Source organism: Kocuria sp. cx-455, assembly GCF_057707085.1.
On the sequence record NZ_JBYIPM010000005.1, the window covers coordinates 170238 to 194712 of the forward strand.

Annotated in this window: 25 protein-coding genes; 8 read left to right on the plus strand and 17 right to left on the minus strand. The window is 65.9% G+C overall.

The window, feature by feature from the left end:
* Positions 1-34: 34 nt before the first annotated feature.
* The 3 genes from galE to dapD form a co-directional block, all read right to left on the minus strand.
* Positions 35-1051, minus strand: coding sequence for a UDP-glucose 4-epimerase GalE (galE, locus tag AC3ENJ_RS09210; RefSeq protein ID WP_431813812.1), 1017 nt, complete (start codon positions 1049-1051; stop codon positions 35-37).
* Between the two features lie 19 nt (positions 1052-1070).
* Positions 1071-2033 (minus strand): hypothetical protein, encoded by a 963-nt coding sequence (locus AC3ENJ_RS09215; RefSeq protein WP_431813813.1) that lies wholly within the window; start codon positions 2031-2033, stop codon positions 1071-1073.
* A 96-nt stretch (positions 2034-2129) separates the two neighbouring features.
* On the minus strand, positions 2130-3101 hold the full coding sequence (gene dapD, locus AC3ENJ_RS09220) for a 2,3,4,5-tetrahydropyridine-2,6-dicarboxylate N-succinyltransferase (protein WP_190780013.1): 972 nt from the start codon (positions 3099-3101) through the stop codon (positions 2130-2132).
* Positions 3102-3159: 58 nt separating this feature from the next.
* Here dapD and dapE point away from each other — a divergent pair, with 58 nt between their 5' ends.
* A complete protein-coding gene (dapE, locus tag AC3ENJ_RS09225; protein WP_431813814.1) occupies positions 3160-4266 on the plus strand; it encodes a succinyl-diaminopimelate desuccinylase in 1107 nt (368 codons plus the stop codon).
* 15 nt (positions 4267-4281) lie between these two features.
* Here dapE and AC3ENJ_RS09230 read toward each other — a convergent pair whose 3' ends face one another.
* The 4 genes from AC3ENJ_RS09230 to AC3ENJ_RS09245 form a co-directional block, all read right to left on the minus strand.
* On the minus strand, positions 4282-5145 hold the full coding sequence (locus AC3ENJ_RS09230; RefSeq protein ID WP_223841855.1) for an amino acid ABC transporter permease: 864 nt from the start codon (positions 5143-5145) through the stop codon (positions 4282-4284).
* The gene (locus AC3ENJ_RS09235; RefSeq protein WP_190780016.1) at positions 5142-5828 is read right to left on the minus strand and encodes an amino acid ABC transporter permease; all 687 of its coding nucleotides are present in this window, start codon (positions 5826-5828) and stop codon (positions 5142-5144) included. Before AC3ENJ_RS09235 ends, AC3ENJ_RS09230 begins: the two co-directional genes overlap by 4 nt.
* 66 nt (positions 5829-5894) lie before the next feature.
* Positions 5895-6740: a glutamate ABC transporter substrate-binding protein gene (locus AC3ENJ_RS09240; RefSeq protein WP_431813815.1), complete on the minus strand. Its 846-nt coding sequence runs from the start codon at positions 6738-6740 to the stop codon at positions 5895-5897.
* Positions 6741-6793: 53 nt separating this feature from the next.
* The gene (locus tag AC3ENJ_RS09245; protein WP_431813816.1) at positions 6794-7603 is read right to left on the minus strand and encodes an amino acid ABC transporter ATP-binding protein; all 810 of its coding nucleotides are present in this window, start codon (positions 7601-7603) and stop codon (positions 6794-6796) included.
* A gap of 129 nt (positions 7604-7732) precedes the next feature.
* Between AC3ENJ_RS09245 and AC3ENJ_RS09250 the strand changes: the two genes are divergently transcribed.
* The 3 genes from AC3ENJ_RS09250 (at position 7733) to AC3ENJ_RS09260 (ending at position 10032) form a co-directional block, all read left to right on the plus strand.
* Positions 7733-8515 carry an LOG family protein gene (locus AC3ENJ_RS09250; protein ID WP_431813817.1) on the plus strand — a complete coding sequence of 261 codons (783 nt, stop codon included), beginning with the start codon at positions 7733-7735 and terminating at the stop codon, positions 8513-8515.
* Positions 8512-9765, plus strand: a complete 1254-nt coding sequence (locus AC3ENJ_RS09255) for a putative hexosyltransferase (protein WP_431813818.1) — start codon at positions 8512-8514, stop codon at positions 9763-9765. Before AC3ENJ_RS09250 ends, AC3ENJ_RS09255 begins: the two co-directional genes overlap by 4 nt.
* Positions 9766-9864: 99 nt before the next feature.
* Complete coding sequence (locus AC3ENJ_RS09260) at positions 9865-10032, plus strand: DUF3117 domain-containing protein (RefSeq protein ID WP_190780018.1); 168 nt, start codon at positions 9865-9867, stop codon at positions 10030-10032.
* Positions 10033-10274: 242 nt separating this feature from the next.
* Here AC3ENJ_RS09260 and AC3ENJ_RS09265 read toward each other — a convergent pair whose 3' ends face one another.
* On the minus strand, positions 10275-10907 hold the full coding sequence (locus AC3ENJ_RS09265) for an O-methyltransferase (RefSeq protein ID WP_190780019.1): 633 nt from the start codon (positions 10905-10907) through the stop codon (positions 10275-10277).
* A gap of 288 nt (positions 10908-11195) precedes the next feature.
* On the opposite strand from AC3ENJ_RS09265, the gene AC3ENJ_RS09270 reads away from it, so the two are divergent.
* Complete coding sequence (locus AC3ENJ_RS09270) at positions 11196-11822, plus strand: hypothetical protein (protein WP_223840814.1); 627 nt, start codon at positions 11196-11198, stop codon at positions 11820-11822.
* A 46-nt stretch (positions 11823-11868) separates the two neighbouring features.
* On the plus strand, positions 11869-12225 hold the full coding sequence (locus tag AC3ENJ_RS09275) for a twin-arginine translocase TatA/TatE family subunit (RefSeq protein ID WP_190780021.1): 357 nt from the start codon (positions 11869-11871) through the stop codon (positions 12223-12225).
* Between the two features lie 6 nt (positions 12226-12231).
* Here AC3ENJ_RS09275 and AC3ENJ_RS09280 read toward each other — a convergent pair whose 3' ends face one another.
* The 3 genes from AC3ENJ_RS09280 to AC3ENJ_RS09290 are packed head-to-tail and all read right to left on the minus strand — an operon-like array spanning position 12232 to position 15363.
* Positions 12232-13425, minus strand: a complete 1194-nt coding sequence (locus AC3ENJ_RS09280; RefSeq protein WP_431813819.1) for a P-loop NTPase — start codon at positions 13423-13425, stop codon at positions 12232-12234.
* A complete protein-coding gene (locus AC3ENJ_RS09285; RefSeq protein ID WP_431813820.1) occupies positions 13422-14072 on the minus strand; it encodes a DUF1003 domain-containing protein in 651 nt (216 codons plus the stop codon). Before AC3ENJ_RS09285 ends, AC3ENJ_RS09280 begins: the two co-directional genes overlap by 4 nt.
* On the minus strand, positions 14065-15363 hold the full coding sequence (locus AC3ENJ_RS09290) for a magnesium transporter MgtE N-terminal domain-containing protein (protein ID WP_190780024.1): 1299 nt from the start codon (positions 15361-15363) through the stop codon (positions 14065-14067). Before AC3ENJ_RS09290 ends, AC3ENJ_RS09285 begins: the two co-directional genes overlap by 8 nt.
* 140 nt (positions 15364-15503) lie before the next feature.
* Between AC3ENJ_RS09290 and AC3ENJ_RS09295 the strand changes: the two genes are divergently transcribed.
* Positions 15504-16490 (plus strand): YflT domain-containing protein, encoded by a 987-nt coding sequence (locus tag AC3ENJ_RS09295; RefSeq protein ID WP_431813821.1) that lies wholly within the window; start codon positions 15504-15506, stop codon positions 16488-16490.
* A gap of 99 nt (positions 16491-16589) precedes the next feature.
* Here AC3ENJ_RS09295 and AC3ENJ_RS09300 read toward each other — a convergent pair whose 3' ends face one another.
* Positions 16590-18224, minus strand: coding sequence for an aminopeptidase P family protein (locus AC3ENJ_RS09300; protein ID WP_431813822.1), 1635 nt, complete (start codon positions 18222-18224; stop codon positions 16590-16592).
* Positions 18225-18270: 46 nt separating this feature from the next.
* Between AC3ENJ_RS09300 and AC3ENJ_RS09305 the strand changes: the two genes are divergently transcribed.
* Positions 18271-19122 carry a PHP domain-containing protein gene (locus tag AC3ENJ_RS09305; protein WP_431813823.1) on the plus strand — a complete coding sequence of 284 codons (852 nt, stop codon included), beginning with the start codon at positions 18271-18273 and terminating at the stop codon, positions 19120-19122.
* A 73-nt stretch (positions 19123-19195) separates the two neighbouring features.
* Here the strand turns inward: AC3ENJ_RS09305 and AC3ENJ_RS09310 are convergent, their stop codons facing one another.
* From AC3ENJ_RS09310 to AC3ENJ_RS09330, 5 genes are all read right to left on the minus strand, one after another.
* Positions 19196-20065 carry a DNA-methyltransferase gene (locus AC3ENJ_RS09310; protein ID WP_431813824.1) on the minus strand — a complete coding sequence of 290 codons (870 nt, stop codon included), beginning with the start codon at positions 20063-20065 and terminating at the stop codon, positions 19196-19198.
* Positions 20066-20071: 6 nt separating this feature from the next.
* Positions 20072-21745 carry a DEAD/DEAH box helicase gene (locus AC3ENJ_RS09315; protein WP_431813825.1) on the minus strand — a complete coding sequence of 558 codons (1674 nt, stop codon included), beginning with the start codon at positions 21743-21745 and terminating at the stop codon, positions 20072-20074.
* Between the two features lie 337 nt (positions 21746-22082).
* On the minus strand, positions 22083-22316 hold the full coding sequence (locus AC3ENJ_RS09320) for a DUF3107 domain-containing protein (protein WP_431813826.1): 234 nt from the start codon (positions 22314-22316) through the stop codon (positions 22083-22085).
* Between the two features lie 86 nt (positions 22317-22402).
* Entirely contained in the window at positions 22403-23059 is a 657-nt protein-coding gene (locus AC3ENJ_RS09325; RefSeq protein ID WP_190807033.1) for a TetR/AcrR family transcriptional regulator, read from the minus strand.
* Positions 23060-23096: 37 nt separating this feature from the next.
* The gene (locus tag AC3ENJ_RS09330) at positions 23097-24425 is read right to left on the minus strand and encodes a glutamyl-tRNA reductase (RefSeq protein ID WP_431813827.1); all 1329 of its coding nucleotides are present in this window, start codon (positions 24423-24425) and stop codon (positions 23097-23099) included.
* Positions 24426-24475 lie beyond the last annotated feature (50 nt).

Sequence of the window (24475 nt, forward strand, 5' to 3'; positions counted from 1 at the left end):
CCCAGGCTACGCCCGGGGCGGACCGGCGGAAAGATCAGCCGTCGTACCCGTGGGGATTGTTTTTCTGCCAGTTCCAATGGTCGCGGCACATGGTGTCCATGTCGCGGTCCCCGGACCAGCCCAGCTCGGCGAGGGCGGCGGAGGGGTCGGCGTAGGACACGGCGGCGTCGCCGGCGCGGCGAGGGGCGATCTCGTATGGGATCTCGCGGCCCGATGCCTTGTGGAACGCGTCCCGGACCTCGAGCACGGAGTAACCGCGGCCGGTACCGAGGTTCCACACGTGGACACCGGGGTCCTGACTGATCCGATCCAGAGCCCTGAGGTGACCGTCGGCCAGGTCCACCACGTGAATGTAGTCGCGCACCCCGGTGCCGTCCGGGGTGGGGTAGTCGTCGCCGAAGACCATGAGCTTCTCGCGGCGACCCACGGCAACCTGCGCCACGAAGGGCATCAGATTATTGGGGATGCCGGAGGGATCCTCGCCGATCCGCCCGGATTCGTGGGCGCCCACCGGGTTGAAGTAACGCAGCAACGCAACGGCCCAGCGGTCATCGGACGCGGCGAGGTCCGCGAGCATGTCCTCGATGTGTTCCTTGGTGCGCCCGTACGGGTTCTGCGCGTCCATGGTCTGTTTCTCGGTCAACGGCATGGTGTCGGGCGCGCCGTACACGGTGGCCGAGGACGAGAACACGATGGTGCGGCAATCGTTGCCCTCCATGGCCCACAGCAGGTTCACGGTGCCGGAGACATTGTTCGTGTAGTACCACAGGGGCTTCTCACTGGATTCTCCCACGGCTTTGAGGCCGGCAAAGTGGATCACGGCCTCTGGGCGGTGGCGCGAGAACACGTCGTCGAGCTCCGCGCGGTCCAGCAGGTCGACCTCTTCGAACGCGGTGATCTCGCGGCCGGCCAATTCCTGAACCCGTTCCAGGGAGGTCTTGGACGAGTTGGAAAGGTTGTCCAACACCACCACGCTGTGGCCCGCCTCGAGCAATGCCAGAACTGTGTGCGAGCCGATATAGCCGGTTCCACCGGTCACGAGAATCTTCATGGGCACCAGCTTAATCAGTTCACGCTGGATCCTGGCTCGTGGCGGTGCTGATGACCACCTGTGGGGACGGCGGTGCCGCCTGGCCCTCCGGGGTCAGCTCCTCCGCGGACTCCCACCCGGGCACTGGGGAGAACCGCGTGGATGTCTGGTGGCCGCGATCCCAGGTCCGTCCGTCGTAGCTCACGCGTGTGATCCCCAAGCGTTCGGCATTGGCCACGGCCCAGTGGGCGGCGGCCCAGCCGCTCTCGGAATCATCGGGCTCGACGACGGCGCTCTCACCCTCCGTGCGCACCCCACCCAGCGTGTCGCCGTAGTCCCGTGTCAAACCAACCACGGCCTCATCTGCGCGCGCGGCGGGGGAAGCGGAGCCCTCCGACGTCGAGGGCGATGCGTCCACGGGGTCCAGCACGCAGTTGAGCATCGCCGGCTGAGCCCCGTGGAACGCGTCCGTCAGCGCCGCGGAGCTGTCCTCGTGCTTGGCGTAGGCGTCCGGAACTCCGGACTGTTGGACTGCCTGCGCCGCCTGCGTCACGGACATCGAGTGGTAGTCCACGTGCTCCAAGTGGTTGTAGAAGGCCACCGTGGCGTAGTGGGGGTCCATGATTTCCTCGGCGGTGCCCCACCCCTGTGAGGGTCGCTGCTGGAAGAGCCCCACGGAATCCCGGTCACCGTAGTCGATGTTGCGCAGCTCCGATTCCTGTTGGGCGGTGGCCAGGGCGATCACGGAGGCGCGCTGATCCAGGCCGCGCGCCAGGGCCTCCGCGGACACGATCGAGGCGTTGCGGGTTTGTTCCGGAGTGAACGTGTATGTGGTCCCCTGAGCGGAAACCACTGTGCAACGTGGGTCGCCGACGGTGGGTTTACCGGCGACCAGGCTGAAACCCACGTACAGGGCAGCCGCGATGACAGCGCAGATCAGCACAATGATCAAGAACAAGTGAAGCGCGGCATGGCGGCGACGACCGGACGACGTGGAAGACATGATTCCCCGGAGTAGGCAACTGAAGAGTCGAGTCTAGCGCTGAGCCCGCGCACCTCGCTCGGAGGTGCGCGGGCTCAGCGGCTTCATGCGGTGTTCTCAGTTGGCGTGCAGGGCGGGGTTGAGCTCAATGGCCCCACCCTCACGGGGCAGTGCTTCTACCGCACCGTTGGTCGAGTTCCGGCGGAAGAGCAAGTTGGAGATCCCCGACAGTTCCGAGGCCTTGACCACGCGGGAATCGGCTCGGGCCTCCAGCAGGGTCACGCGAGTACCGGCCGTGACGTACAGGCCTGCCTCGACTACACAGTCGTCGCCCAGGGAGATGCCCACACCGGCGTTGGCGCCCAAGAGGCAGCGCTGCCCCAGCGTGATGCGCTGCTTGCCGCCACCGGACAGGGTACCCATGATGGAGGCGCCGCCACCGATGTCGGTGTGGTCGTGAACCACGACACCGGCGGAAATCCGGCCCTCGACCATTGCGGAGCCCAGCGTGCCCGCGTTGAAGTTCACGAACCCCTCATGCATCACGGTGGTGCCCTCCCCGAGATACGCGCCCAGGCGCACGCGGTCCGCGTCGCCGATGCGGACGCCGGAGGGAACCACGTAGTCCACCATGCGGGGGAACTTGTCCACGCCGAACACGGTTACATGCCCGCCGGCGCGTAGGCGCACCAGGGCGGTGGTCAGCTCCTCGGCCAGCACCGGGCCTCGGTCGGTCCAGGCCACGTTGGCCAGCTGACCGAATACGCCGTCCATGTTGATGGTGTTGGGTTCGGCTAACCGGTGGGACAGAAGGTGCAGGCGAAGGTAAGCGTCCGCGGTGTCGGCCGGGGCCGCGTCGAGATCGATCACGGTGGTGACGATCTCGGAACGTACATTGCGATCGGGATCAGTGGTCGCGGCCACGCGCAGGTCGGCCTCGAAGGAGCTGTCGGCGTGGGGGCTCAGCGCGGGAGCCGGGTAGAAGACGTCCAGGACGGTGCCGGCCTTGGGGCCGGAATCCACTACGGTGGCCAGGCCTACGCCTGAGGCTGTGCGGGATGATTCGGTGCTCTCGCTCGGTGAAGTCATGAGCACCATCCTAGGATGTTCGCCACCGTGTGACGCGAAGGTGACTAGGCTGGCCCGCATGGACTCCACCACATCACCCGTTGCACTCGACCTCTCTCTGGACCCGGCGGATCTCACCGCGACCCTCGTGGACGTGGAATCGGTGTCCGATCACGAGGGCCCCCTCGCGGACGCCGTGGAAACCGCTCTGCGTCAGTTGCCGCACCTGGACGTGCACCGCGACGGGGATTCCATCGTGGCCCGCACGAACCTCGGTCACGACGAGCGTGTGGTGCTGGCCGGGCACCTGGACACCGTGCCCCTGCCCACCGTGGAAGGTTCCCTGGGCACGGTACCGTCCGTGCGACGTCGGGAATCCGGACGGGATGTCATCTACGGCCGCGGCACTACCGATATGAAGGGCGGGGTGGCCGTGCAGCTGGCCCTGGCCCACGCGTTGGCCGAACCCAACCGGGACATCACCTTTGTCTTTTACGACCACGAAGAAGTCGCCAGCGACGCGAGCGGGCTGGGGCGCCTGATGCGAAACAGCCCCGAACTGCTCGAAGCGGACTTCGCGGTGCTGCTGGAACCGACCAACGGCACGGTGGAGGGCGGCTGCAACGGCACCATGCGTTTCCGCATCACCGCGACCGGCAAGGCCGCGCACTCGGGCCGCGCGTGGATCGGCGAGAACGCGATCCACAAGCAGGCCGATGTCCTCGCGCGGCTTTCGGCCTACGAGCCCCGGACCATCACCGTGGAGGGGTTGGACTACCGGGAGGGTCTCAACGCGATCCGGATCGGCGGGGGAGTGGCCGGCAATGTGATCCCGGACAGCGCGTGGGTGGACATCAACTACCGCTTTGCCCCGGACAAGTCCTTGCAGCAGGCGCAGGAGCACGTGCGCGAGGTCTTCGACGGTTACGATCTGGACTTCCAGGATCTGTCTCCGGCGGCGCGGCCCGGCCTGGACCGGCCCGCGGCGGCGCAGTTCGTGGCCGCCGTGGGCCAGGAACCGATGCCCAAGTACGGCTGGACGGACGTGGCCCGCTTCTCGGAAGCCGGGGTGCCCGCCGTGAATTTCGGTCCCGGAGACGCCCTGCTCGCCCACACCGATGACGAGCATGTCTTCGATGACGCCGTCCGCGAATGCTACCGCGCGCTCGCGCAGTGGCTGTCCTAGCGCCGCCGGGTTGACTCAGCCGGTCTTGCCACCCTCCGCGGCCTCATGGAGGGGTTTGGTCTTGCCGGAGGTGCGATAGCTGAGCAGCCGGGAGAGCCTGCCCGCGCTGAACGTGAGCACCGAATTGATGACCATGAACACCACGGCCGCCAGCAGCAGGGTCTGCAGAATGTTGCCGTCACCGGAACCCAAACGTCGGGCCGAGGCGAGCAGCTCGGGGTAGGTGATGATGTACCCGAGCGCGGTGTCCTTGAGGATCACCACGAACTGGGAGACGAGAGAGGGCAACATGGCCGTCAGGGCTTGAGGCAGCAAGATGCTGCGCAGCGTTTGGGACGGGGTGAGTCCCACGGCCAGCCCCGCTTCCCGCTGACCCTTGGGTAGCTGGTACACACCGGAGCGGACGAGCTCGGCAATGACCGACCCGTTGTACAGGATCAGGGCGATGATCACCGCCCAGAACGGAGTCTCCGAGGGCTGGACCAGACCCGTGCGTGCCAGTCCCAGGTAGAAGAAGATCATCATGACCAGCACCGGCACCGCGCGGAAGAATTCCACCACCACTGTGCAGACCGCGCGCAGGATCCACAGGCCGGACAGCCGCCCCAGACCGAAAAGGAGGCCGAAGAGCACGGAACCCACCACGGCCAGGGCGGCCGCCTGGAGCGTGCTCACCAGGCCGGGGATCAGGAAGTTGCCCCACGTGCGTTCGGTGAACAATGCGCTCCACTTGGCCGGCTCCAGTTGGCCCTGCTCGCCCAGTTTCTGCAGCACCACCCAGGCCAGGGCGGCCACCAGGAGCACGGCCACCACGTTGAGGATCATGGTGACCCGTTTGGCCCGGGGGCCCTGGACGTCAAAAAGTACCGAGGTGCTCATCGCCTCACCGCCAACTTCTGGGACAGCCACGTGGTCAACAGACCCACGGGAATCACGATGATCACAAAGCCCAGCGCCACCGTCAGGAACACCGCAATGATGACGTCAGGGCGGAACTCGATCATGGTCTTCATCAGGGCCGAGATCTCCGTGACGGATGCCGCGGCGGCCACCGTGGTGTTCTTGGTCAACGCGATCAACGTGTTACCCAGCGGCGTGATGGCCCCGCGCAGGGCCTGGGGAAAAATGATCAGGCGGGCCGCCGGGAGGAAGCTCAGGCCAATGGCCCGTGCCGCTTCCGCTTGGCCCGCGGGAACGGTGTTCACACCGGATCGGATGGCCTCGCACACGAACGCCGCGTGGTAGATGCTCAGCCCGATCACCGCGTAGACGAAGAAGTTGCGGTTGAAGTCGTCGCTGAAACTGATGGTCAGCTGCGACCACACACCCAGGACCAGGAACACCAGGATGATGGTCAGCGGAGTGTTGCGGATCAAGGTCACGTAGCCGGCACCCACGGCGCGCATGGAGGCCGCCGGGCTGATGCGCATGAGTGCCAGGACGCTGCCGAGCACCATGGAACCGATCGCGGCCCAGAACGTCAGTTGGATATTGACCCAGAAAGCACCCAGCACGTCGTACTGGGAAAACAGTGAGGCGAAGTCACTGAGGTAATCGGACACGTTTTCCTCCCGTTGTACCCGGTGGGATTCGCGAGAAATCCCACCGGGTGCGGGTTAGCTAATCAATCAGGCGCAGGCGTCGGGAGTGGGCGGGTTCAAGTCCTCGTTGTACTTGTAGTCCGCACCCTCCGTGTTCTTGGTGACGGCGTCTTCCCATGCGCCGTCGTCGATCATCTTGGTGATGGCGTCATTGATGGCCTGGCACCTGTCCGAATCCTTGGGGATGCCCACGCCGTACTTCTCCTCGGTGAACGGGTTGCCGACCACCTTGAACTTGCCGGAGTTGGCGTCCGTGGCGGCGAGGCCGGCCAGGATGATGTCATCGGTGGTCACGGCGTCAACACCGCCGGAGCCCAACATGGTCACACAGTCCGCGTAGCCACCCTGCTCCACGAGGTTCACGGTGCCCGCGTACTCGTCCTTGATCTTCTGGGCGGAGGTGGAACCGGTGACGGAACAGAGGTTCTTCCCCTCGAGATCCTCCGGGCCCTTGATGTCCGTGTTGTCCTTGCTGACCAGCAGATCCTGACCGGCCACGAAGTACGGCCCGGCGAAACCCACGGATTCCTTGCGTTGATCGGTGATGGAGTAGGTCGCGAAGATCATGTCGACCTGACCGTTGGAGAGCATGTTCTCGCGGTTGGCGGACGGGGACTCGACCCATTCGATCTGATCCTCGGAGTAACCCAGTTCATTGGCGACGTACTTGGCTACGTCCACGTCGAAACCGGTGTATTCCTCGCCGTCCTTGAATCCCAGGCCGGGCTGGTCGTACTTGATGCCGATGCGTACCGAATCTCCACCGTCGCCGCCGGAGGATTCGCCGCCGTCGTCATTGCCGCCGCACGCGGTCAGGGTCAGGGCGGTGGTTGCGGCCAGGGCCGCGAGGGTCATTGGTTTTCCGTACTTCACGGGTGCTCCTTAGGTGATGGGTGAGACTGCGCGATGATCATGGTGCCGGGACCTCAATGGCCCAGAACCTTGCCGAGGAAGTCCTTGGCGCGGTCACTGCGCGGATTGGTGAAAAATTCTTCCGGGGTGTTTTCTTCGACGATCGCGCCGTCCGCCATGAACACGACACGGTCCGCCGCACGGCGGGCAAAGCCCATTTCGTGGGTGACCACGACCATGGTCATGCCCGCCTTGGCGAGGGAGACCATGGTGTCCAGGACCTCGTTGATCATCTCGGGATCCAACGCGGAGGTCGGTTCGTCGAACAACATGACCTTGGGGTCCATGGCCAAGGCGCGGGCAATGGCCACGCGTTGTTGTTGACCACCGGACAGCTGCGCGGGGAGTTTGTGCGCCTGATTGCCCACACCCACCCGGTTCAGCAGCTGCAGGGCCCGCTCCTCGGCCTTTTTCTTGCTGGCCCCGCGAACACGCATGGGGCCGAGCGTGACGTTCTGCAGGACGGATTTATGCGCGAACAAGTTGAAGGACTGGAACACCATGCCCACGTCCGCCCGAAGTTTCGCGAGCGCGCGGCCCTCTTTCGGGAGGGCCTTTCCGTCCACGGTGATTTCACCGCTGTCAATGGTTTCCAGTCGGTTGATGGCTCGGCACAGGGTGGACTTACCGGAACCGGAAGGCCCAATGACCATGACCACCTCGCCGGCGGAGACCTCCAGGTTGATGTCCTTGAGCACGTGGAGATCGCCGAAATGCTTGTCCACGTGTGACAAACGGACCAGGGGCTCTCCGGCGCGGGTTCCGGCAGGGGCACCGGTTCCGGAGCCTGGCTCCGTGCCGGTGGAAGCGGATGAGTGTGACATGAAAGTAAAAGTAATGCACGGATTGACCGAATGTGGTCCACAACACAAGACCAAATGTTAAAATTGGGTTTCGTTCCGGCCGCGTGGTGCGCGCCCGTGCGTGTCCTACGCAACCCGTAGCCTGGGACCATGACCACTCCGCCGGATTCTTTCTCAGAGCAGGTGCCCCCCGAACGGTTCAAGGGCCCCGTGGTACTTCGCCGTTCGGAAATGTCACGGCGCACCTCTGACCAGCGGTTATTGGACCAGCGCCCGCAGGCGCCCGATGATTTCACGCGTACGGACCCGTGGCGCGTGCTGCGGATCCAGGCGGAGTTCGTGGAGGGTTTCGACGCGCTGGCCACCCTGGGGCCCGCGATTTCCGTCTTCGGTTCCGCCCGCACCCCGCCGGAGCATCCCGAGTACCACACGGCTCGGGAGATCGGCAGGGCGCTTGGCCGGGCCGGTTACGCCGTGGTGACAGGGGGCGGTCCCGGTGTCATGGAGGCCGCCAACCGCGGCGCGGTGGATGCGGGTGCCCCATCGGTGGGTATCGGGATCGAGCTGCCCCACGAGCAGCGGCTCAACGACTGGGTGGATCTGGGCATCAACTTCCGCTACTTCTTCGCGCGCAAGACCATGTTCGTGAAATACACGCAGGGGTTCGTGGTGCTCCCCGGTGGTTTCGGCACACTGGACGAACTCTTCGAGGCGCTCACCCTGGTGCAGACGGGCAAGGTCACCCGATTCCCGGTGATCCTCGTGGGCACGGCTTTTTGGTCCCCGTTGATCACGTGGCTCGAGCAGACGGTGGCCGCGGACGTGGAGATTGCTCCCGATGACCTTGACCTGTTCCACGTCACGGACAGTGTGGAGCAAGCGGTGAGCATTCTGCTCGAGGCGCACGCGGCGTCGAACGGTTCCGGCGCATGAGCAGTACCTCCTACTCCGCCGTGCATCCGGCCTTTCCGCGGCGCGCCTGGGGCATCACCCCGTGGTGGCTGGCAGTGGTGCTGGTCTACGGGTTGTCCCGCATGTGGGGCTGGATCGTGTTCACCGTGGTGGGCCGTCAGCAAGGGCCGGGTCCGTGGGGAGACGGCGCCATGGGATACCTGCAGTTCGTGGACATCTGGGATTCCGACTGGTACCGGCGGATCTTCGCGGAGGGGTACCCCACTCAGATCCCGCGCGATGCGCTGGGCCACGCGGAACAAAATCAATGGGCCTTCTACCCCGTCCATCCCGTGCTGGTGCGCGGCATCGATGCCCTGACGGGAACCGGGTGGGCTTTCACCGCCGCCGCGGTCTCGCTGCTCGCGGGTTTCGGGGTGGCTCTCGTGCTGTACAAAATTTTCGACGGCGTTCCAGCCCTGCGCGAGCCGCGCTGGGCGAACAACGTGGGTAAGGCCCCGCTGTGGGCTGTGGCGGTCTTCGCTTTCAACCCGGTGGCGCCGGTGCTGCAGACACCGTATGCGGAAGGGTTGCACGGGCTGTTTCTGAGCCTGGCCATCCTAGCGGTGCTGCGGGGCAGGGCGCTGCCGGCAGCGATCTTCACCGTGCTCATGGCGCTGACCCGTCCCACCGGGGTCGCCTTTGCCGCGGCCCTGGGCGTGTGGTGGCTGTGGCGCAGTGTGGTGAGTGTGCGGCGTCGGGAACGCCGGTGGTACCAATGCGCGGACCGTTGGCTCGCGGTGGCCCTGGTCGCGTGCGCGGCTGCGCTGAGTTGGCCCGCAATCGCCTGGGCCGTCACGGGGGAGTTCAGCGCCTACACCGAGACCGAGACGGCCTGGCGCGCGGACAACCGTGTGATCCCGATCCTGCCGTGGGTGGACCAGGGGGTGGACCTCTTCGGGCCGATCGTAGGGGTCGCGGCACCCGTGCTCCTGGTTGCCGGCGTGGTGCTCGTGCTGCGCAGCCACGTGGTGAAAGAGTCCCTGCCCTTCTTCGCACGAGTGTGGATCGCGGCCTACGGGATCTACCTGTTGCTGGTGCTGCACCCGCAGACTTCAACTTTTCGACTTCTGCTGCCGTGGGCCTTGTTGGCCGGGCCGCTGGTCCACGTGTCGGAATCCAGGGCCTACCGGACTCTCCTCGTCTTGACCGGTGCCGTTCTACAGCTCGTGTGGGTGGGCTGGTTGTGGCACTGGAAGGAACTGCCCGGCGGCGGTGACTATCCCCCCTAGCGACACAGGTGTCGTCGGTCAAGGGTGGGGTTGGTCACGGTAGCCGGCCAGTGTTCGATAAGATGGAGGCCGTAGGTACACACGAAGAGGAGTTCATACATGGCGGCCATGAAGCCTAGAACCGGTGACGGACCAATGGAAGTCACCAAGGAGGGGCGCAGCCTCATCATGCGGGTCCCCTTGGAAGGTGGCGGGCGCCTGGTGGTGGAACTCAAGGCTGACGAGGCCACCGAGCTTCGCGAATGCCTTGCCACGGTGACCGGGTAACGGCCGGTTCCGTACCGTCAGAAATCTCGAGGGGCCACACCGCGGTGTGGCCCCTCGAGATTTCTGGTTCATGGCAGAGTTCCGCCCCACCGTGAACCGTAGGCCGATGTCGTTCTCGGACGCTCTCCCGGAGGGTCACGACCACCACGCAACGCATGGCCCCGAGGGCGCCACCCACGGCCATCAGCACCAGAGCCATTATGAGGAAGCCTTCTACCGGCAACGCCCGGACGGCGGCAAGGTCATCGCCGGACGGCCAGCAGCACTCCGGTGCCCGTGGGAAGCAAGGTGCTCGCCAAGCGGTCCTCACCACGCAGGGTGCGCACGACATCGCGCATGATCACGGTCTCTTCATCCCGGTGGGCCGGCTGGGACACGCGGTCCTGGTGGAGGGCATCATTGACGATCAGCATGCCGCCGCGGCGTAACAGGCGAGCGCCCTCGATCACGTACTCGGCGGTGTTGGCGAGATCTGCGTCCAGGAACACCATGTCGTAGGAGTTCTCGGTCAACCGAGGCAGGACCAGGGACGCGGCGCCGGAGATGGTGCGGGTCCTTTTGGTCTCGATGCCGGCCTCGCGAAATGTATCGCGCGCCGCCCGCAGGGCACGGATGTCCGTGTCGATGGTGGTGAGCACGGAGGTGGTCGGCATCCCCCGCAGCAGGGACAGACCGGAAACCCCCGCGCCGGTACCCACTTCGACCACCGTGGCCGGCCGCGCCGAGGCCGTCAACACCGTCAGCAGCGCCGAGGTGGCGGGGGTCACCGGGTCCAGGCGGAGGGCGAGGGAGCGCTCCCGGGCACGGTACGCGGTTTCGTCATCCGTGGCGTAAGCCTCACAGTAGGCCCAGCTGGTGGTCTTATCCGTACTCATGGACGTTAGTGTGCCCTTCGCTGCTTCCCTGGTGGTCTTGGCCCGCGGTATGTGTGCCCGTGCGGTAGTGCTGGTTCAGCTTATCGCGGGCGCCGGCTCGGCCGGGCGCGGGGCCGGAGAATTTCCCGTGACCGTTCAGAACCCTGTCAGCTTGACCGCACACAATAACAGCGACGATCCACTGACCCATCACCACGATCCACCAACACGTTGCGGGAGGGGGAGACCACGCTGAGCTCGCTGTATCGAAACGTCACTCGGACGCGCCGGGCACCTCATCGCCGAACGGTGATTTTCGCGACCACCGTGGCTCTGTGCGTCACCACCGCATTGCTCGTGGGGGTCGGGTGGTCGGTGGGCAACAAGTTGAACTCCTCCGGCGGTGTGAACACACCTCCCGCGGCCGCCGCCTGGAACGGGAGCCACGGGATGATCAAGACCACCACGGAAACGGACGCGCAGTCCCTGCGCGCCGAGGGCTGGACCTTACCGTCCCTCGCCTCGGAGGGTTACCAAGTGGAGTCCATGGTTCAGGGGGAGATTGCGGGTCAGCCCATGGTGGTGATCACGCTGGTGAACGACCATCACACCGTGAAGGTCATTGAGCAACGCGGTGAGGTGAATCCGGACAACCCCGTGGACGGTGCCACGGGCCTGCCGGTGAGCGCGGAGGGCCTGCACGAGTCCGCCGTGGAAGGCACCCAGTTGTGGATTGTCCGCTCGGAACCCTGGCGGGCCGTCATGGCCCGAGATGACGTTGTATACACGGTCACGACTGATGCATCCCCGTCCACGCTGTCGCGTACCCTTACCCTTGTAGCCGCGGAGGAACGGGGCCGCGTCACGATGGTGGGTTCCGAGCCGGACGGATTCGGCACCACGGTGCTTGACGGGTTGCGAGAAATTATTGGATGAACGCGGCGTTCACGTGCGCGTCAGATGGCGTTGGTAGGTTCGGTTAGTGTTCGGCATTTCTGGCGGAGAAGCCATCCTCATCCTGGTGGTGGCCCTGGTGGTCATCGGTCCCGAGCGGCTGCCCGAGTACGCGGAGAAACTCAAGGACCTCATCAAGGCCCTAAGACGTTACGCGACCGGCGCCAAGGACGATCTCAGGGAAACCCTAGGCCCCGAGTTCACGGATGTGGACTGGCGCAAACTCGACCCTCGCCAGTACGACCCTCGCGTGATCGTGCGCGAAGCGCTCATGGAAGAGGACGAAGCACAATCACCCGAGTACCACGCGGCGTCGCCCGCGGCACCGGTGGCTCGCAGGCTCGAGCCGGGGGAACGAGCCCCGTACGACACGGAAGCCACCTGAGCCGCATCAGCCCCGCACGGTGATGCCCAGGCTGCGGCCGGCCAGATTGCGACCCTGCTCGTCCAAGGCCTTGGCCACGGCCCACAGGTGCTGGGCGGCCGGGGATTCGGGGTTGGCCCACACGGCGGGTTCGCCGCGATCAGCGGCTTCGCGCACGGTGACATCCAGCGGGATTTCACCGAGCAGGGGCACGTCGTAGCCCAGGCGTTCGGTCAACGACGCCGCTATGGTTGCGCCGCCGCCCGCGCCAAAGACTTCCATGCGGGTTCCGTCCGGGAGCACCATGGCGGACATGTTCTCCACCACGCCCGTGACCTTCTGATCGGTCTGCTGCGCCAATGCGCCGGACCGTTCGGCCACGGTCACGGCCGCGTGCTGCGGTGTGGAGACCACCAGGACTGACGCGTTGGGCAGCAACTGGCCCACCGAAATGGCAATGTCACCGGTGCCCGGGGGTAGATCCAACAACAAATGATCGAGATCGCCGAAGTGGACGTCCGTGAGGAACTGCTCCACGGCGCGGTGGAGCATGGGCCCGCGCCACGCGACAGGTTGGGAAGGGTCCACGAACATGCCGATGGAAATCACCTTGATCACCCCGCGCTCGGCCCGGCGCGGGGAAGCACCGGGAGCGGGGTCGTCATAGGGCGTGGCGAGATCGGTGGGGACCTCGACCACCGGCGGCAGGATCATGTCACCCACGCGCGTGGGCGGTTGGGTGATGCCCAGCAGCCCCGGTACCGAGAACCCGTGAATGTCCGCGTCCACGATGCCCACGGTACGGCCCATGGCCGCGAGCGCGGCCGCAATGTTCACGGTCACGCTCGATTTGCCCACACCGCCCTTGCCGCTGGTCACGGCGTGCACGCGGGTGAGGTTGTGCGGATCGGCGAACGGGTTGGACTTGCGGTGCCCGAGCTTGTCCTGCAGTTCTTCGCGCTGGGCCGGGGTCATGACGCCCACGTCCACGGACACGTCCGTGACGCCGTCGACGGCGCCCAGCGCCTCGGCGACGTCCGTTTCAATGGTGGTGCGCATGGGGCAGCCGGAGACGGTCAGCAAAATCGTCACGTGCGCCGTGGTGCCGTCCACACGGGCTGCCTGGACCATGCCCAGCTCGGTGATCGGCCGGCGAAGTTCCGGGTCGATGACCTGGTCGAGGGCGCTGCGCAGTTGGGGATCAATGGGGGAATCGGTCATGAATCCTTGGCCTCCGATGCGCGGGCGACCACGGGCACGGCCGTGGTGGGCGGTTGGGTCTTCGTTTTCTTCTTGCCCTGACCCGGTTCCTTCTTGGGCACCTTCTCGGGCTCACCGGATTCGGCCATGGTGTTCTCCTGCGCCTCCAGGATCTCCTCGAGCAGCGAACGCAGTTCGGAGCGCACGTAGTCCCGGGTGGCCACTTCGCGCAGCGCAATGCGCAGGGCGGCGATCTCCCGGGTCAGGTACTCGGTGTCCGCGAGATTCTGCTGCCCGCGTTTGCGATCTTCCTCCGCCACCACTCGGTCGCGGTCGTCCTGGCGGTTCTGCGCGAGCAGCAACAGGGGCGCGGCGTAGGAGGCCTGCAGGGACAGCATCAGTGTCAAGAGGGTGTAGTTGAGCGCGCGCGGGTCGAACTGCATGCTTTCGGGCGCCAGCGTGTTCCAGCCGAGCCACACGAACACGAAGATCGACATCCACATGAGGAACTGCGGGGTGCCCATCCAGCGGGCAAAGGTTTCGGTCAACTGCCCGAAAGAATCCGGGTTGGGGCGGAAACGTTGGAAGAAGCTCCGGCGGTGCTCCCGCGGTTGGTCCAGCGGCACGGGGGAGTACTGCGAGGAAAAATTGCGCCTGGGTTCACTCATACCGCTTACCCACCTTCCGGATCGGGGTGCCGTCGTCATAGGTGCGCCAGTCGTCTGGCAACAACGCGTCCAACACGTCATCAATGGTCACTGCCCCCACCAACCGGTTCGCGTCATTGACGACCGGCAGGATGGTGAGATCGTAGGAGGCCAGTTCCCTGGCCACCTCTTCGAGTGAGGCCTGATCGGAGACCGGTTCGATGGAACGGTCGATCAGGTTACCGATCGCCTCGGGCGGGGGATAGCGCAACAGTCGTTGGGTGTGCACCAGCCCCAGGTACTTCCCGGTGGGGGTTTCCAACGGGGGCCGGCACACCAGCACGGCTGAGGCGGCCGCGGGAATGATTTCTTCCTGCCGGATATGGGCCAGGGCCTCGGCCACGGTGGCTTCCGGCGAGAGCACGATGGGCACCGGGGTCATGAGGGAGCCCGCGGTGCCTTCCTCGTAGGTCCGCAGCCGACGCACATCCTCGGCGTCCTCCGGTTCCATCATGGTGATGAACTTCTCTGCTTCTTCGGGCGGCAGCTCGTTGAGGAGGTCGGCGGCGTCGTCGGGGTCCATTTCCTCGAGCAGCGCGACGGCGCGTTCATCACCCAGATTGGTCAGGATGAAGACCTGATGCTCCTCGGGTAGTTCTTCCAGCACGTCTGCGAGACGCTCGTCCTGCAGCTCCGCGGCGATCTCCAGCATGCGCTTCTCGGGCATTCCGCGCAGCTCGTCCGCGATGTCCGCGGCCTGGTCATCCTCGTGCTGGGAGATCCACTGGGTGGCCGGTTGATGACCGGCGTTCGAGGGATCGTCCGTGTCCTCCCAGTCCACGATCATGGTTTCGCCGCGACGGCGGATCAAGCCCCCGGTGGTGACGGAGCGGCGCACGAACAGCTGGCTGATCTGCCAGTCACCGCGGTTGCCCACCTGCTGCATGGCCATGTCTTCGATGGTCGCGGTGCCGGAGCCGTCCAGCAGCGCCACGGTGCGATCGAAGAGCTCGCCGACCGCCAGGGTCTCCGCGCCACGCTGCTCGAACCGGCGCAGGTTCACCAGGCCGGTACAAATGACCTGGTCCGCGTCAATGCTGGTTACACGCGTCATGGGAACGAACACGCGTTTCTTGCCGAGCACCTCCACCACCAGGCCCACGACGATGGGGCGCGCCATGGTTTGACCGCGGCCCCCGGGGCGGAGGAGCACCACGAGGTCACGCAGTCGACCCAGTCGGTCACCGAGCGGGTCGAAGACGTCCAGGCCGATCAACCGGGCCACGAAAATTTTGGAGAGGTTTGTGCTCACTGTCCCAGCTTAATGAACGGGGACAGTTGAGCCGCATTCGTGCCGTTGAGATCCCGCTGACATGCCCCGGATGTTCACCGGCCGCGATGTTCCAGGAGTTTCCCTGCGCCCTCCTGGGAAACTACGCGAGAATAGAAAGCATGAGCTATTCGTCCAGGGGCCCCATGACATTGTCCGCCACCGCCGAGATCCCGCGCGGTGAAGCCATCGCGCGGTACACGAGCTACGCGGAAGCGCAGAAGGCCGTGGATCATCTGGCGGACCAACAGTTCGAGGTCGCCAAGATCTCGATCATCGGCAGTGACCTCAAGTCGGTGGAGCAGGTGACCGGTCGTTTGTCCTACCCCAAGGTGGCGCTGCAGGGTGCCCTCAACGGCGTGGTATTCGGTGCGTTCTTCGGCTTGTTGATGTCCTTGTTGGGCGGCATGGATCTGGCCCAGGCGTTATTGCTGCCCATCATCATGGGTGGTGCCTTCTGGATGCTTCTGGCCACCATCACGTACGCAATGCAGCGCGGTAAGCGGGACTTCACCTCGACCAACCGCATTGTGGCGAGTACCTACGAGGTCATTGCCGCCCCGGACGTTGCCGGTGAGGCCCGCAACGTGCTGGGTGGACTCACCCTGCCGCAAGCCCCCGGACCGCGCCCGCAACACGGCGGTTGGAACCAGCCCCCGCAGGGCCCCAACGGTCAGCGAGGTCAGTGGGGGCCGCCGCAGGGGCAACGGGGACCGCAGGGCCAGTACGGACAGCGGGACCAGCGAGGCTGGCACGCAGGGCCGGGGTCCCAGGGCGGAGCACCGCAGCAGCAGAACCACCCGAACGGGCCCGCGCAGCAGGCCAACCCGGCGCAGGGACAGCCCCAGCAGCAGGGCAACCCCGCGCAAGGACAGCCCGCCCAAGGACAGCTACAGCAGGGACAGCCGCAGCAGGACGCCAACCGTTCCGCCAAGTTCCCGGACCTGCCGGACGGCCGCCCGCAGTACGGCATCCGCCTGGAACCGAAAGCACCCGCCCAGTCGCAGCCCCAGCCGCAGCCGGGGTCGTCCGCGGTCAACGCACCGTGGTCCAGCGACCGTTCCGATTCCCAGAACTCCTCTGACTCGGAACAAACATCCGATCGGTAGTATCTCGCACGGCATCCTTGGCGGCACGCTGCGCGCCGGGGGATGACAACGGCGGTGGGGTACTCCCTCGGGAGTGTCCCACCGCCGTTGTCATGTCGCTCACGCGGTGGTCGAGCGGCTCCAGATCCCCTGGATCCAGGTCTCCACGTCCTCGGGGGAGCGCGGCAGGGCCTCCGAGAGGTTTTCGTTGCCGTTCTCGGTGATCAGCACGTCGTCCTCGATGCGCACACCCATGCCGCGGTACTCCTCGGGAATGGAAAGGTCCTCGGCCTTGAAGTACAGTCCGGGCTCGATCGTGAACACCATGCCGGGTTCGATCACGGCGTCCAGGTAGAGCTCGCGCTTGGCCTGCGCGCAGTCGTGGACGTCCAGACCCAAATGGTGGCTGGTGCCGTGGGGCATCCAGCGGCGGTGATGCTGACCGGCCTCGGACAGGGACACGTCCGCCGAGACCGGCAGCAGCCCCCACTCCTCGAGCCGCAGGGCGAGCACCCTCATGGCAGCCGCGTGGACATCGCGAAACCTGTTGCCGGGTACGGCCGTCTCGAAGGCGGCGTCGGCGGCGTCGAGCACGGCCTGGTAGACCTTTCGCTGAACCTCCGTGTAGCTGCCGTCCACCGGCAGGGTGCGCGTGAGGTCCGCGGTGTAGAGCGACTCGGCCTCCACGCCCGCGTCCACCAGGATCATGTCGCCGGGCTTGACCGACCCGTTGTTACGGATCCAGTGCAGCACCGTGGCGTTATTGCCCGACGCCGCAATGGTGTCGTAGCCCAAATCGTTGCCTTCCAACCGGGCGCGGGAAAAGAACGCGCCCTCGACCACGCGTTCTCCGCGCTCGCCGCCAATGGCGCGGGGAAGCACCGAGACAATGTCCTCGAAACCGCGGATCGTGGCATCCACGGCGTGGCGCAGCTGGCCGATCTCGTAGTCGTCCTTGATGAGACGCAGTTCGCTCAGGGCCTCCGTGAGCTTGGCGTCCTTGGCATCGGACTGTTCCAGGTCCACACCGGTGTTCAGCCGTGAGGTGTCCACCAGGGCGTCCATGTTCAGGTCCACATCGCGCACCAGACGGATGCTCATGCCACCCAGGGCGGCGTTGCCGGCGTTGACCGTGATGGCGTCCTCGAGGCCGGAGAGATCCTCGGTGGGCAGATCGAATTCTTCGCGCAGTTGGCGCAGGGTCGGCCGCGGACCCACCCAGAACTCACCGTTCTTGGCATCCGCGTAGAACTCGTCCGAATCACGGCCGGCCATCGGGTGGAAGTACAGGGTGGCCACGTGGCCACTGCCGTTGTCTCCCTCACCGTCCTCGGCGGGTTCCATGACCAGGACGGCCTCGGGCTCGTGATCCACACCCATGCCGGTCACGTGGGCGAACGCCGAGTGCGGGCGGAAGCGGTAGTCGGTGTCGTTGGAGCGCACCTTGGGGGCGCCGGCGGGAATCACCAGGCGTTCGCCCGGGAACAACCGGGACAGCTTGGCCCGGCGGGCCGCGGCGTACTCGGCCACCTCGGAACGGGGGGTGCCCATGGTTTCCGGGGCCGCCCAGCCGGAGGCCATGAATTCACGGAAGGCCTCGGTGTCCGGGCGTTGCGAACGGTTGTCCACGCGCTGTTCGAGGGGCTGTTCCGCGGAGTCCTGGGACGCGGCGGACGGGGTGACGTGCTGGGAGCTTGCGCTCATGAACGTGTTCATCTCCTTGGTGCGCTGAATCGCTGCAATCGTTGCTTCCATGGTGCCACGCGGGTCAAATGCGGGCCTGCGGGTATCGTTGCCGGTGATGCGCATCGACCTTCACACCCATTCCATTGCCTCGGACGGAACCGAGACCCCCGCGGACGTCGCCCGTTCGGCCAAGGCCGCCGGTCTGGACGTTTTCGCGTTGACCGACCACGACACCACGGCGGGGTGGCAAGAAGCCGGTGACGCCGCCGTGACGTTGGGACGGGCGTTCGTCCCGGGTATGGAAATCACGTGCACCACATCCAACGGGGTCTCGGTGCACATGCTCAGTTACCTCCACGATCCCACCCACGAGCCACTGTTGACGGCATTGGAGTCCTCTCGTACCGGGCGCCTGACCCGCGCTCGGCGCATGGTCGAGTTGCTCTCGGCGGACTACGACATCACATGGGACGATGTTCAGCGCCACACGGGTACGGATGCCACGGTGGGTCGCCCGCACATTGCGGACGCCCTGGTGGAACTGGGGATCGTGTCCAACCGCTCCGCTGCGTTTTCCGACATTCTCTCCGGACGCTCGCCGTACTACGTGCGGCACACGACCATGGATCCGGTGGAGGCCATCAAGTTGGTTCGCGCCGCCGGGGGCGTTCCGGTCTGCGCCCATCCCATGGCGCCCACGCGCGGGCGGATCCCCACGGAAGCAGATTTCGACGCCATGATCGACGCCGGGCTGGCCGGGCTGGAGGTCGCCCATAGGGACAACCCGGACGAGACGAGGGCCATCCTGATGCAGATGGCCGCGGACCACGACCTGATCGTGACCGGCTCCAGCGACTACCACGGCAAGGGCAAACCCAATCTCCTGGGCGAGAACTCCACCTCGGTGCAATCGCTGACCCGGATTTGCGAGCAAGCCACCTCGGGCATCGAGGTTCGCTGGCCGTAGGTGGTCCGCGCGGTGTGGCCGTGCTGACCGGAAAAACTACGGGTCTGGGCACGGCGCATGGGGCACCTTCGCACTAGAGCGTGTGGACCGCAGTCCCGGGGAACCGTTCCGTCATGACCTCCACGGCCTCCGGGTTCACGTCCACGCACACGAACTTGCGGCCGAGCAACGTGGCCGCGGCCCCCGTGGTCCCGGAACCCGCGAAGAAATCCAGCACCCAGTCCCCGCGGCGCGAGGAGGCCGCAATCATGCGCCGCACGATGCCCACGGGTTTTTGGGTGGGGTAGCCGGTCTTCTCCTTGCCGGTGGGGGAGACAATGGTGTGCCACCAGACATCCGTGGGCAGTTTGCCGCGCGCGGCCTTTTCGGGCCCGACCAGTCCGGGCGCCATGTAGGGCTCGCGGTCCACCTCCGCGGAATCGAAGTGGTAGTTCTTGGGATCCTTGACGTACACCAGGATCGTGTCGTGCTTGGAGGGCCACTTCCGGGTGGATTTGCCGCCGAAGTCATAGGCCCAGATGATTTCGTTGAGGAAACTGGTGCGCCCGAACAACGCGTCCAGCATGATCTTCGCGTAGTGCACCTCCCGGTAGTCCAGGTGCAGGTACAGGGTGCCGTCACGGGTGAGCAGCCTTCGGGCCTCCGCCAGCCGTGGTTCCAGGAACGCCAGATAATCCGCGAACGAATCGTCGTAGCGGCGCAACTGGCCCATGACCGTCTCGTACGAGCGGCCGGAGAATCCCACGCGATCACCCTGCCCGTCCGGTACGGGAATCGACGTGGTGGTCCGGCGCACCTGGGTCCGGCCCGTGTTGAAGGGCGGATCCAGGTAGATCACGGTGAAGGACTCATCCGGAAGAGCGCGCAGCACCGCCAGGTTCTCACCGGCAATGATGCAACTGTCACCGAGGGGATCGAACCGGAACGAGTCCTTCACCGACACGCCGCGTTACTCGGCGCTGGGGCTCGCCTGCTGGGCCCCGCCCTGCTGGCCGTTGCCCCGGGCCTGGTTCTGGGACGACGGGCGACGGCGGCGACGACGGCGCGTGCGGCCCCCTTCCGTGGCCTCCACGGTCTTTTCCCGTTCGGACTTCTGACGCTCCGCGCGAGGCTGGTCGTCCTGGGCCTTACGGGGCGAGGACGAGTTTCCGTCGCGATCACGGCCGCCGCGGCCCCGACCGCCCTGGCGGGTGCCGGACGAGCGGGAGTCTCCGCTGCGGCGTCGTGAACCCGAACCCTCGCGGGGGCCGCGAGCCTTCTTACCGGGCTCGCCCAGGTCCTCGAGGGTTTCAGCGTCCAGGCCCTCGTGGGTGCGGCGGGCCTTGGGGAGCCGGCCTTTGGTGCCCTTGGGGATGTTCAGATCGGTGTACAGGTGCTCGGAGGACGAGTAGGTTTCCACCGGCTCGGGAACACCGAGCTCGAGGGCCTTGTCGATCAAGCGCCAGCGGGGGACATCGTCCCAGTCGACGAACGTGACGGCCGTGCCCTTGTTACCCGCGCGGCCGGTGCGGCCGGTGCGGTGCAGGTAGGTCTTCTCGTCCTCGGGGCATTGGAAGTTGATCACGTGGGTGACGTCTTCCACGTCAATACCGCGGGCGGCCACGTCCGTGGCGACCAGTACGTCCACCTTGTTGTTGCGGAACGCGCGCAGCGCCTGCTCACGAGCACCCTGACCCAGGTCACCGTGCAGCGGGGCCGCGGCGAAACCGCGGTGAATCAGCTCGTCGGCCAGTTTGGCGGCCGCGCGCTTGGTGCGGGTGAAGATGATGGACCGACCGCGGCCCTCGGCCTGCAGGATGCGGGCCACCACCTCGTCCTTGTCCAGGTGGTGGGCGCGGTAGATGACCTGGCGAATGTCCTTCTTGGTGCTGCCTTCGTCCGGGGCGGCGGCACGGATGTGCATCGGGCGGGTCATGTAGCGGCGGGCCATGGCCACCACGGGGCCCGGCATGGTGGCCGAGAACAGCATGGTCTGGCGCACCTCGGGAACCGCACTGAGCAGCTTCTCGACGTCCGGGAGGAACCCGAGGTCCAACATCTCGTCGGCCTCGTCCAACACGACCATGCCCACATGGCTCAGGTTCAGGTAGCGCTGGCGGTTGAGGTCGATCAGGCGCCCGGGGGTGCCCACGACAACCTCCACGCCGCGCTTGAGCTCCTCGATCTGGGACTCGTAGGCGCGGCCACCGTAAATGGTGGCCACACGGGCGTTGCGGGTCTTGGCGGCCACGGCGAGGTCGTTGCCGACCTGAACGGCGAGCTCGCGGGTGGGGACCACGATCAGGGCCTGCGGGGCCCCGGGGAACGCAAGCTTGTCCCACCCGGCGTCGTCCCGGCCGATTACCCGCTGTAACGCGGGAATGCCGAAGCCCAGGGTCTTACCGGTGCCGGTCTTGGCCTGACCGATGATGTCCTGGCCGGACAGCGCCACGGGCAGGGTCATGGCCTGGATGGGGAAGGGAAAGGTGATGCCATGGTCGGCCAGTGCAGCCACGATGTCCTGGCGCACGCCGAAATCCGCGAACGTGTGCGTTACTTCGGGTTCTGCTGTGGCGATGGCCTGGGTTCCGGCCTCGTCGGTGTCCGGGCCGTTGGGCTCGGTGGTTACGGTAATTTCGGTCACGATGGTCCTTCGTTTCGGGTACATCGCGGGGCCCGGCAACGGCGCGCTCGTCACCGTCCCGGTGAGGGGATGGGAGGCGAGAGCGCCGGGGGCCGCCGCGCGGCGAAGTGGAAGCCGATCGTGAAACAAATGCGGATCCGGGGCTCACGGAGCGTTGCGCACAGCAACTATTCCGGGCCAACTCGGACCAGCGAAAAGTGAACGTAACGGTCTCATCCGACGACCGGTCATCCTGTCAACGGTCTCCAGTGTAACCGCCCGCAGCGCAAAGCACCGCCTCACGGACGTGAGACGGTGCTTTGCCGGGGGCGGTCGCCGACCTGGGGGCCGGCCCGCGTCAGTTCTGCGACAGCGGAGTGAAACCCACGTGGCGCTTGGTTTCGGTGCCGGTCTCCACGTAGCCGATGCTGGCGGAGGGAACCACGGTGGTGGTTCCCTTGGCGTCCTTGAGGACCAGGGGAGTCCCGGTACTGAGCGCCCGTGTCACCTCGGCCTCGACCTCTTCGGCCGTCAGGTCCGCGTTGACCGACAGCTCACGGCCCACGTTCTGGATACCGATCTTGATCTCCACGTCGGTTTACCTCCTACTTGGTTTGAGGGGCCCGGCTCGACGAGCGAGCCTCACACCCGGTACTGGAACATCAGTCTAGGAGCCCGTCACTGCCAGTCTTCATCCAGGATGCTGATTCCGCCCCAGGCTAAACGGAACACCTGCTGCTGCGCCTGCTGCCGGGTGGCACTGCCCGGGTGCTGCGCCCAGTACACGGCAGCGGTCTGCACCATTTGCACCAGGCTTCGGCCCAGCATGGCTGCCTGGGTGTGGGGCAGGCCCACGTTCGGTCCGAGGACGGACGCAATGATGCCGGCAATGCTGTCGTAGAAGTCATTGAGTTTGTCCGCGACCTCCGGGAAGGCCAAAAGGTCCGCGCTGAAGACCAAGCGGTGGGCCTGGGGCTGGTGTTCCACGAACTCGAAGTGGGTGTTGATCATGGATTCCACGCGCGTGCGGTTCACGTCGCTCGCCGCCAAGGAATGGTCCAGTTTGGCGGTCAGATCCACCAGCGTGTGTTCCACCAGGGCCAAGTACAGCTCTCGTTTACCCGGGAAATGCTGGTACAGCACGGGTTTGGACACACCGGCGGCGGCGGCAATGTCGTCCATCGAGGTGGTGTGGTACCCGCCGTCCGCAAAAGCGTTCAGGGCCGTGGTCAACAGCTGATCCCGGCGGTCTTCTTTGGCCATACGCGGTGCCCGCCCGTAAGGGGAGGTACCGGTGAGCGTTTGCTCCGGTTGACTGTTCGGTTGCGGATTCATTGTGGTCCTCCTCGTGGCGGACGGGCCCGCCAGATGGTTAGCCGACCGCGCGATCCCGCGCAGTGGTCGAGGGGGATTGCTCCGCGGGGGGATTCTGCGCGGCCTCATGGTGTGCCGGGGCGGCCACCTCGATGCCGTACAGCGCTTCCAATCCGGTGATGTATTCATCTGCTCGGCCCTGGGAGGCCAATTGCCGTGCTCGCACCGTTGGGGTGTGCAGCAAGGAACGGACCATGCGCCGCATGGCCATTTCGATTTGATCCTCGGCCCCCGTGCAGCCGTGGTGCGAGCGAACCTTTTCCATTTCGGCGTCGAGAACGGCCATGGTGTGCTTGCGCAGGGCGACGATCGCGTCGTCCATGGTGCGGGCGTTCTGGGCGGCCTCGAATGTCTGGGCGGCCTGGAGGACGATGTCGCTGGCTGCGGCCACGGATTCTCCCGTTTCCTCAGGCGCGGCCACGCGCACGGATTCCAAAGTGATCAGTTCCACCTCCGGCAGGTCCGCAATGGCAGGGTCGAAGTCACGGGTCAGCGCCAGGTCCACCACGGTGCGTGGGCCCTCTGGGAAGGCCGACGCCGACATGGGGGAGGAGCCGCCCGAGCACCCGATGATGACGTCCGCGCGGCGCAGTGCAGCGGGTAGATCGGCGTCGGAGACGGGGCTGCCCCCGCGCTGATCGGTGAACTGTTCGGCGCGCCCCGATCCCGAGTACACCTCGATGTCCGCGCAGCCCCTGTCGCGCAGAGCGGCCATGGTGGCCCCGGCGTACGCGCCGGTTCCGAAGACCAGCGCGCGGCGCTGCGGCCATGACCGGGCGGTGATGTCGTCTGCGAGGTCCAGTGCCACGGAGACAATCGACCGGCCGCGTTCACCGAGTTCGGTGCGGGAGCCCACCTCGCGGGCGGTGCGGGCGGCGGACTCGAAGAGTTGAACCAAATGACTGGAGACCGTGCCGGACTGCTGCGCCTGATTCAGGGCGCGGCGGACCTGACCGGTGATTTCACGTTCGCCCACCACGGCGGATTCCAACCCGGACACCACAGTGAACAAATGGCGGGGGACTTCCACGCCGGTGTAGGCGTCCATGGTTTCGAGGACGAACCGTTCGTCCAGGCCCGCCCGCTGCGCAATACGCTCCACGATTTCCTGCTGCGCGCGGGTCACCTGACCCGTGGGATCCCCGTGCGGGCCGGTCTTCAGCTCGCCGTAGAGCTCCAACCGGTTGCACGTGGAGAGGGTGACCGCGCCGTTGAGGGCACCTTCCGAGACCGCTTCTTCAGCCACACCGAGGGCACCGGTGCTGAGCCGTGCCACGGTGTTGAGGTCGACGGAGCGGTGCGAGGCGACAAGACAGAAAAGGACCACAATCCAGCCATTCTAGACGAATACTTCTGGTGTACTCAGCATAACCATGC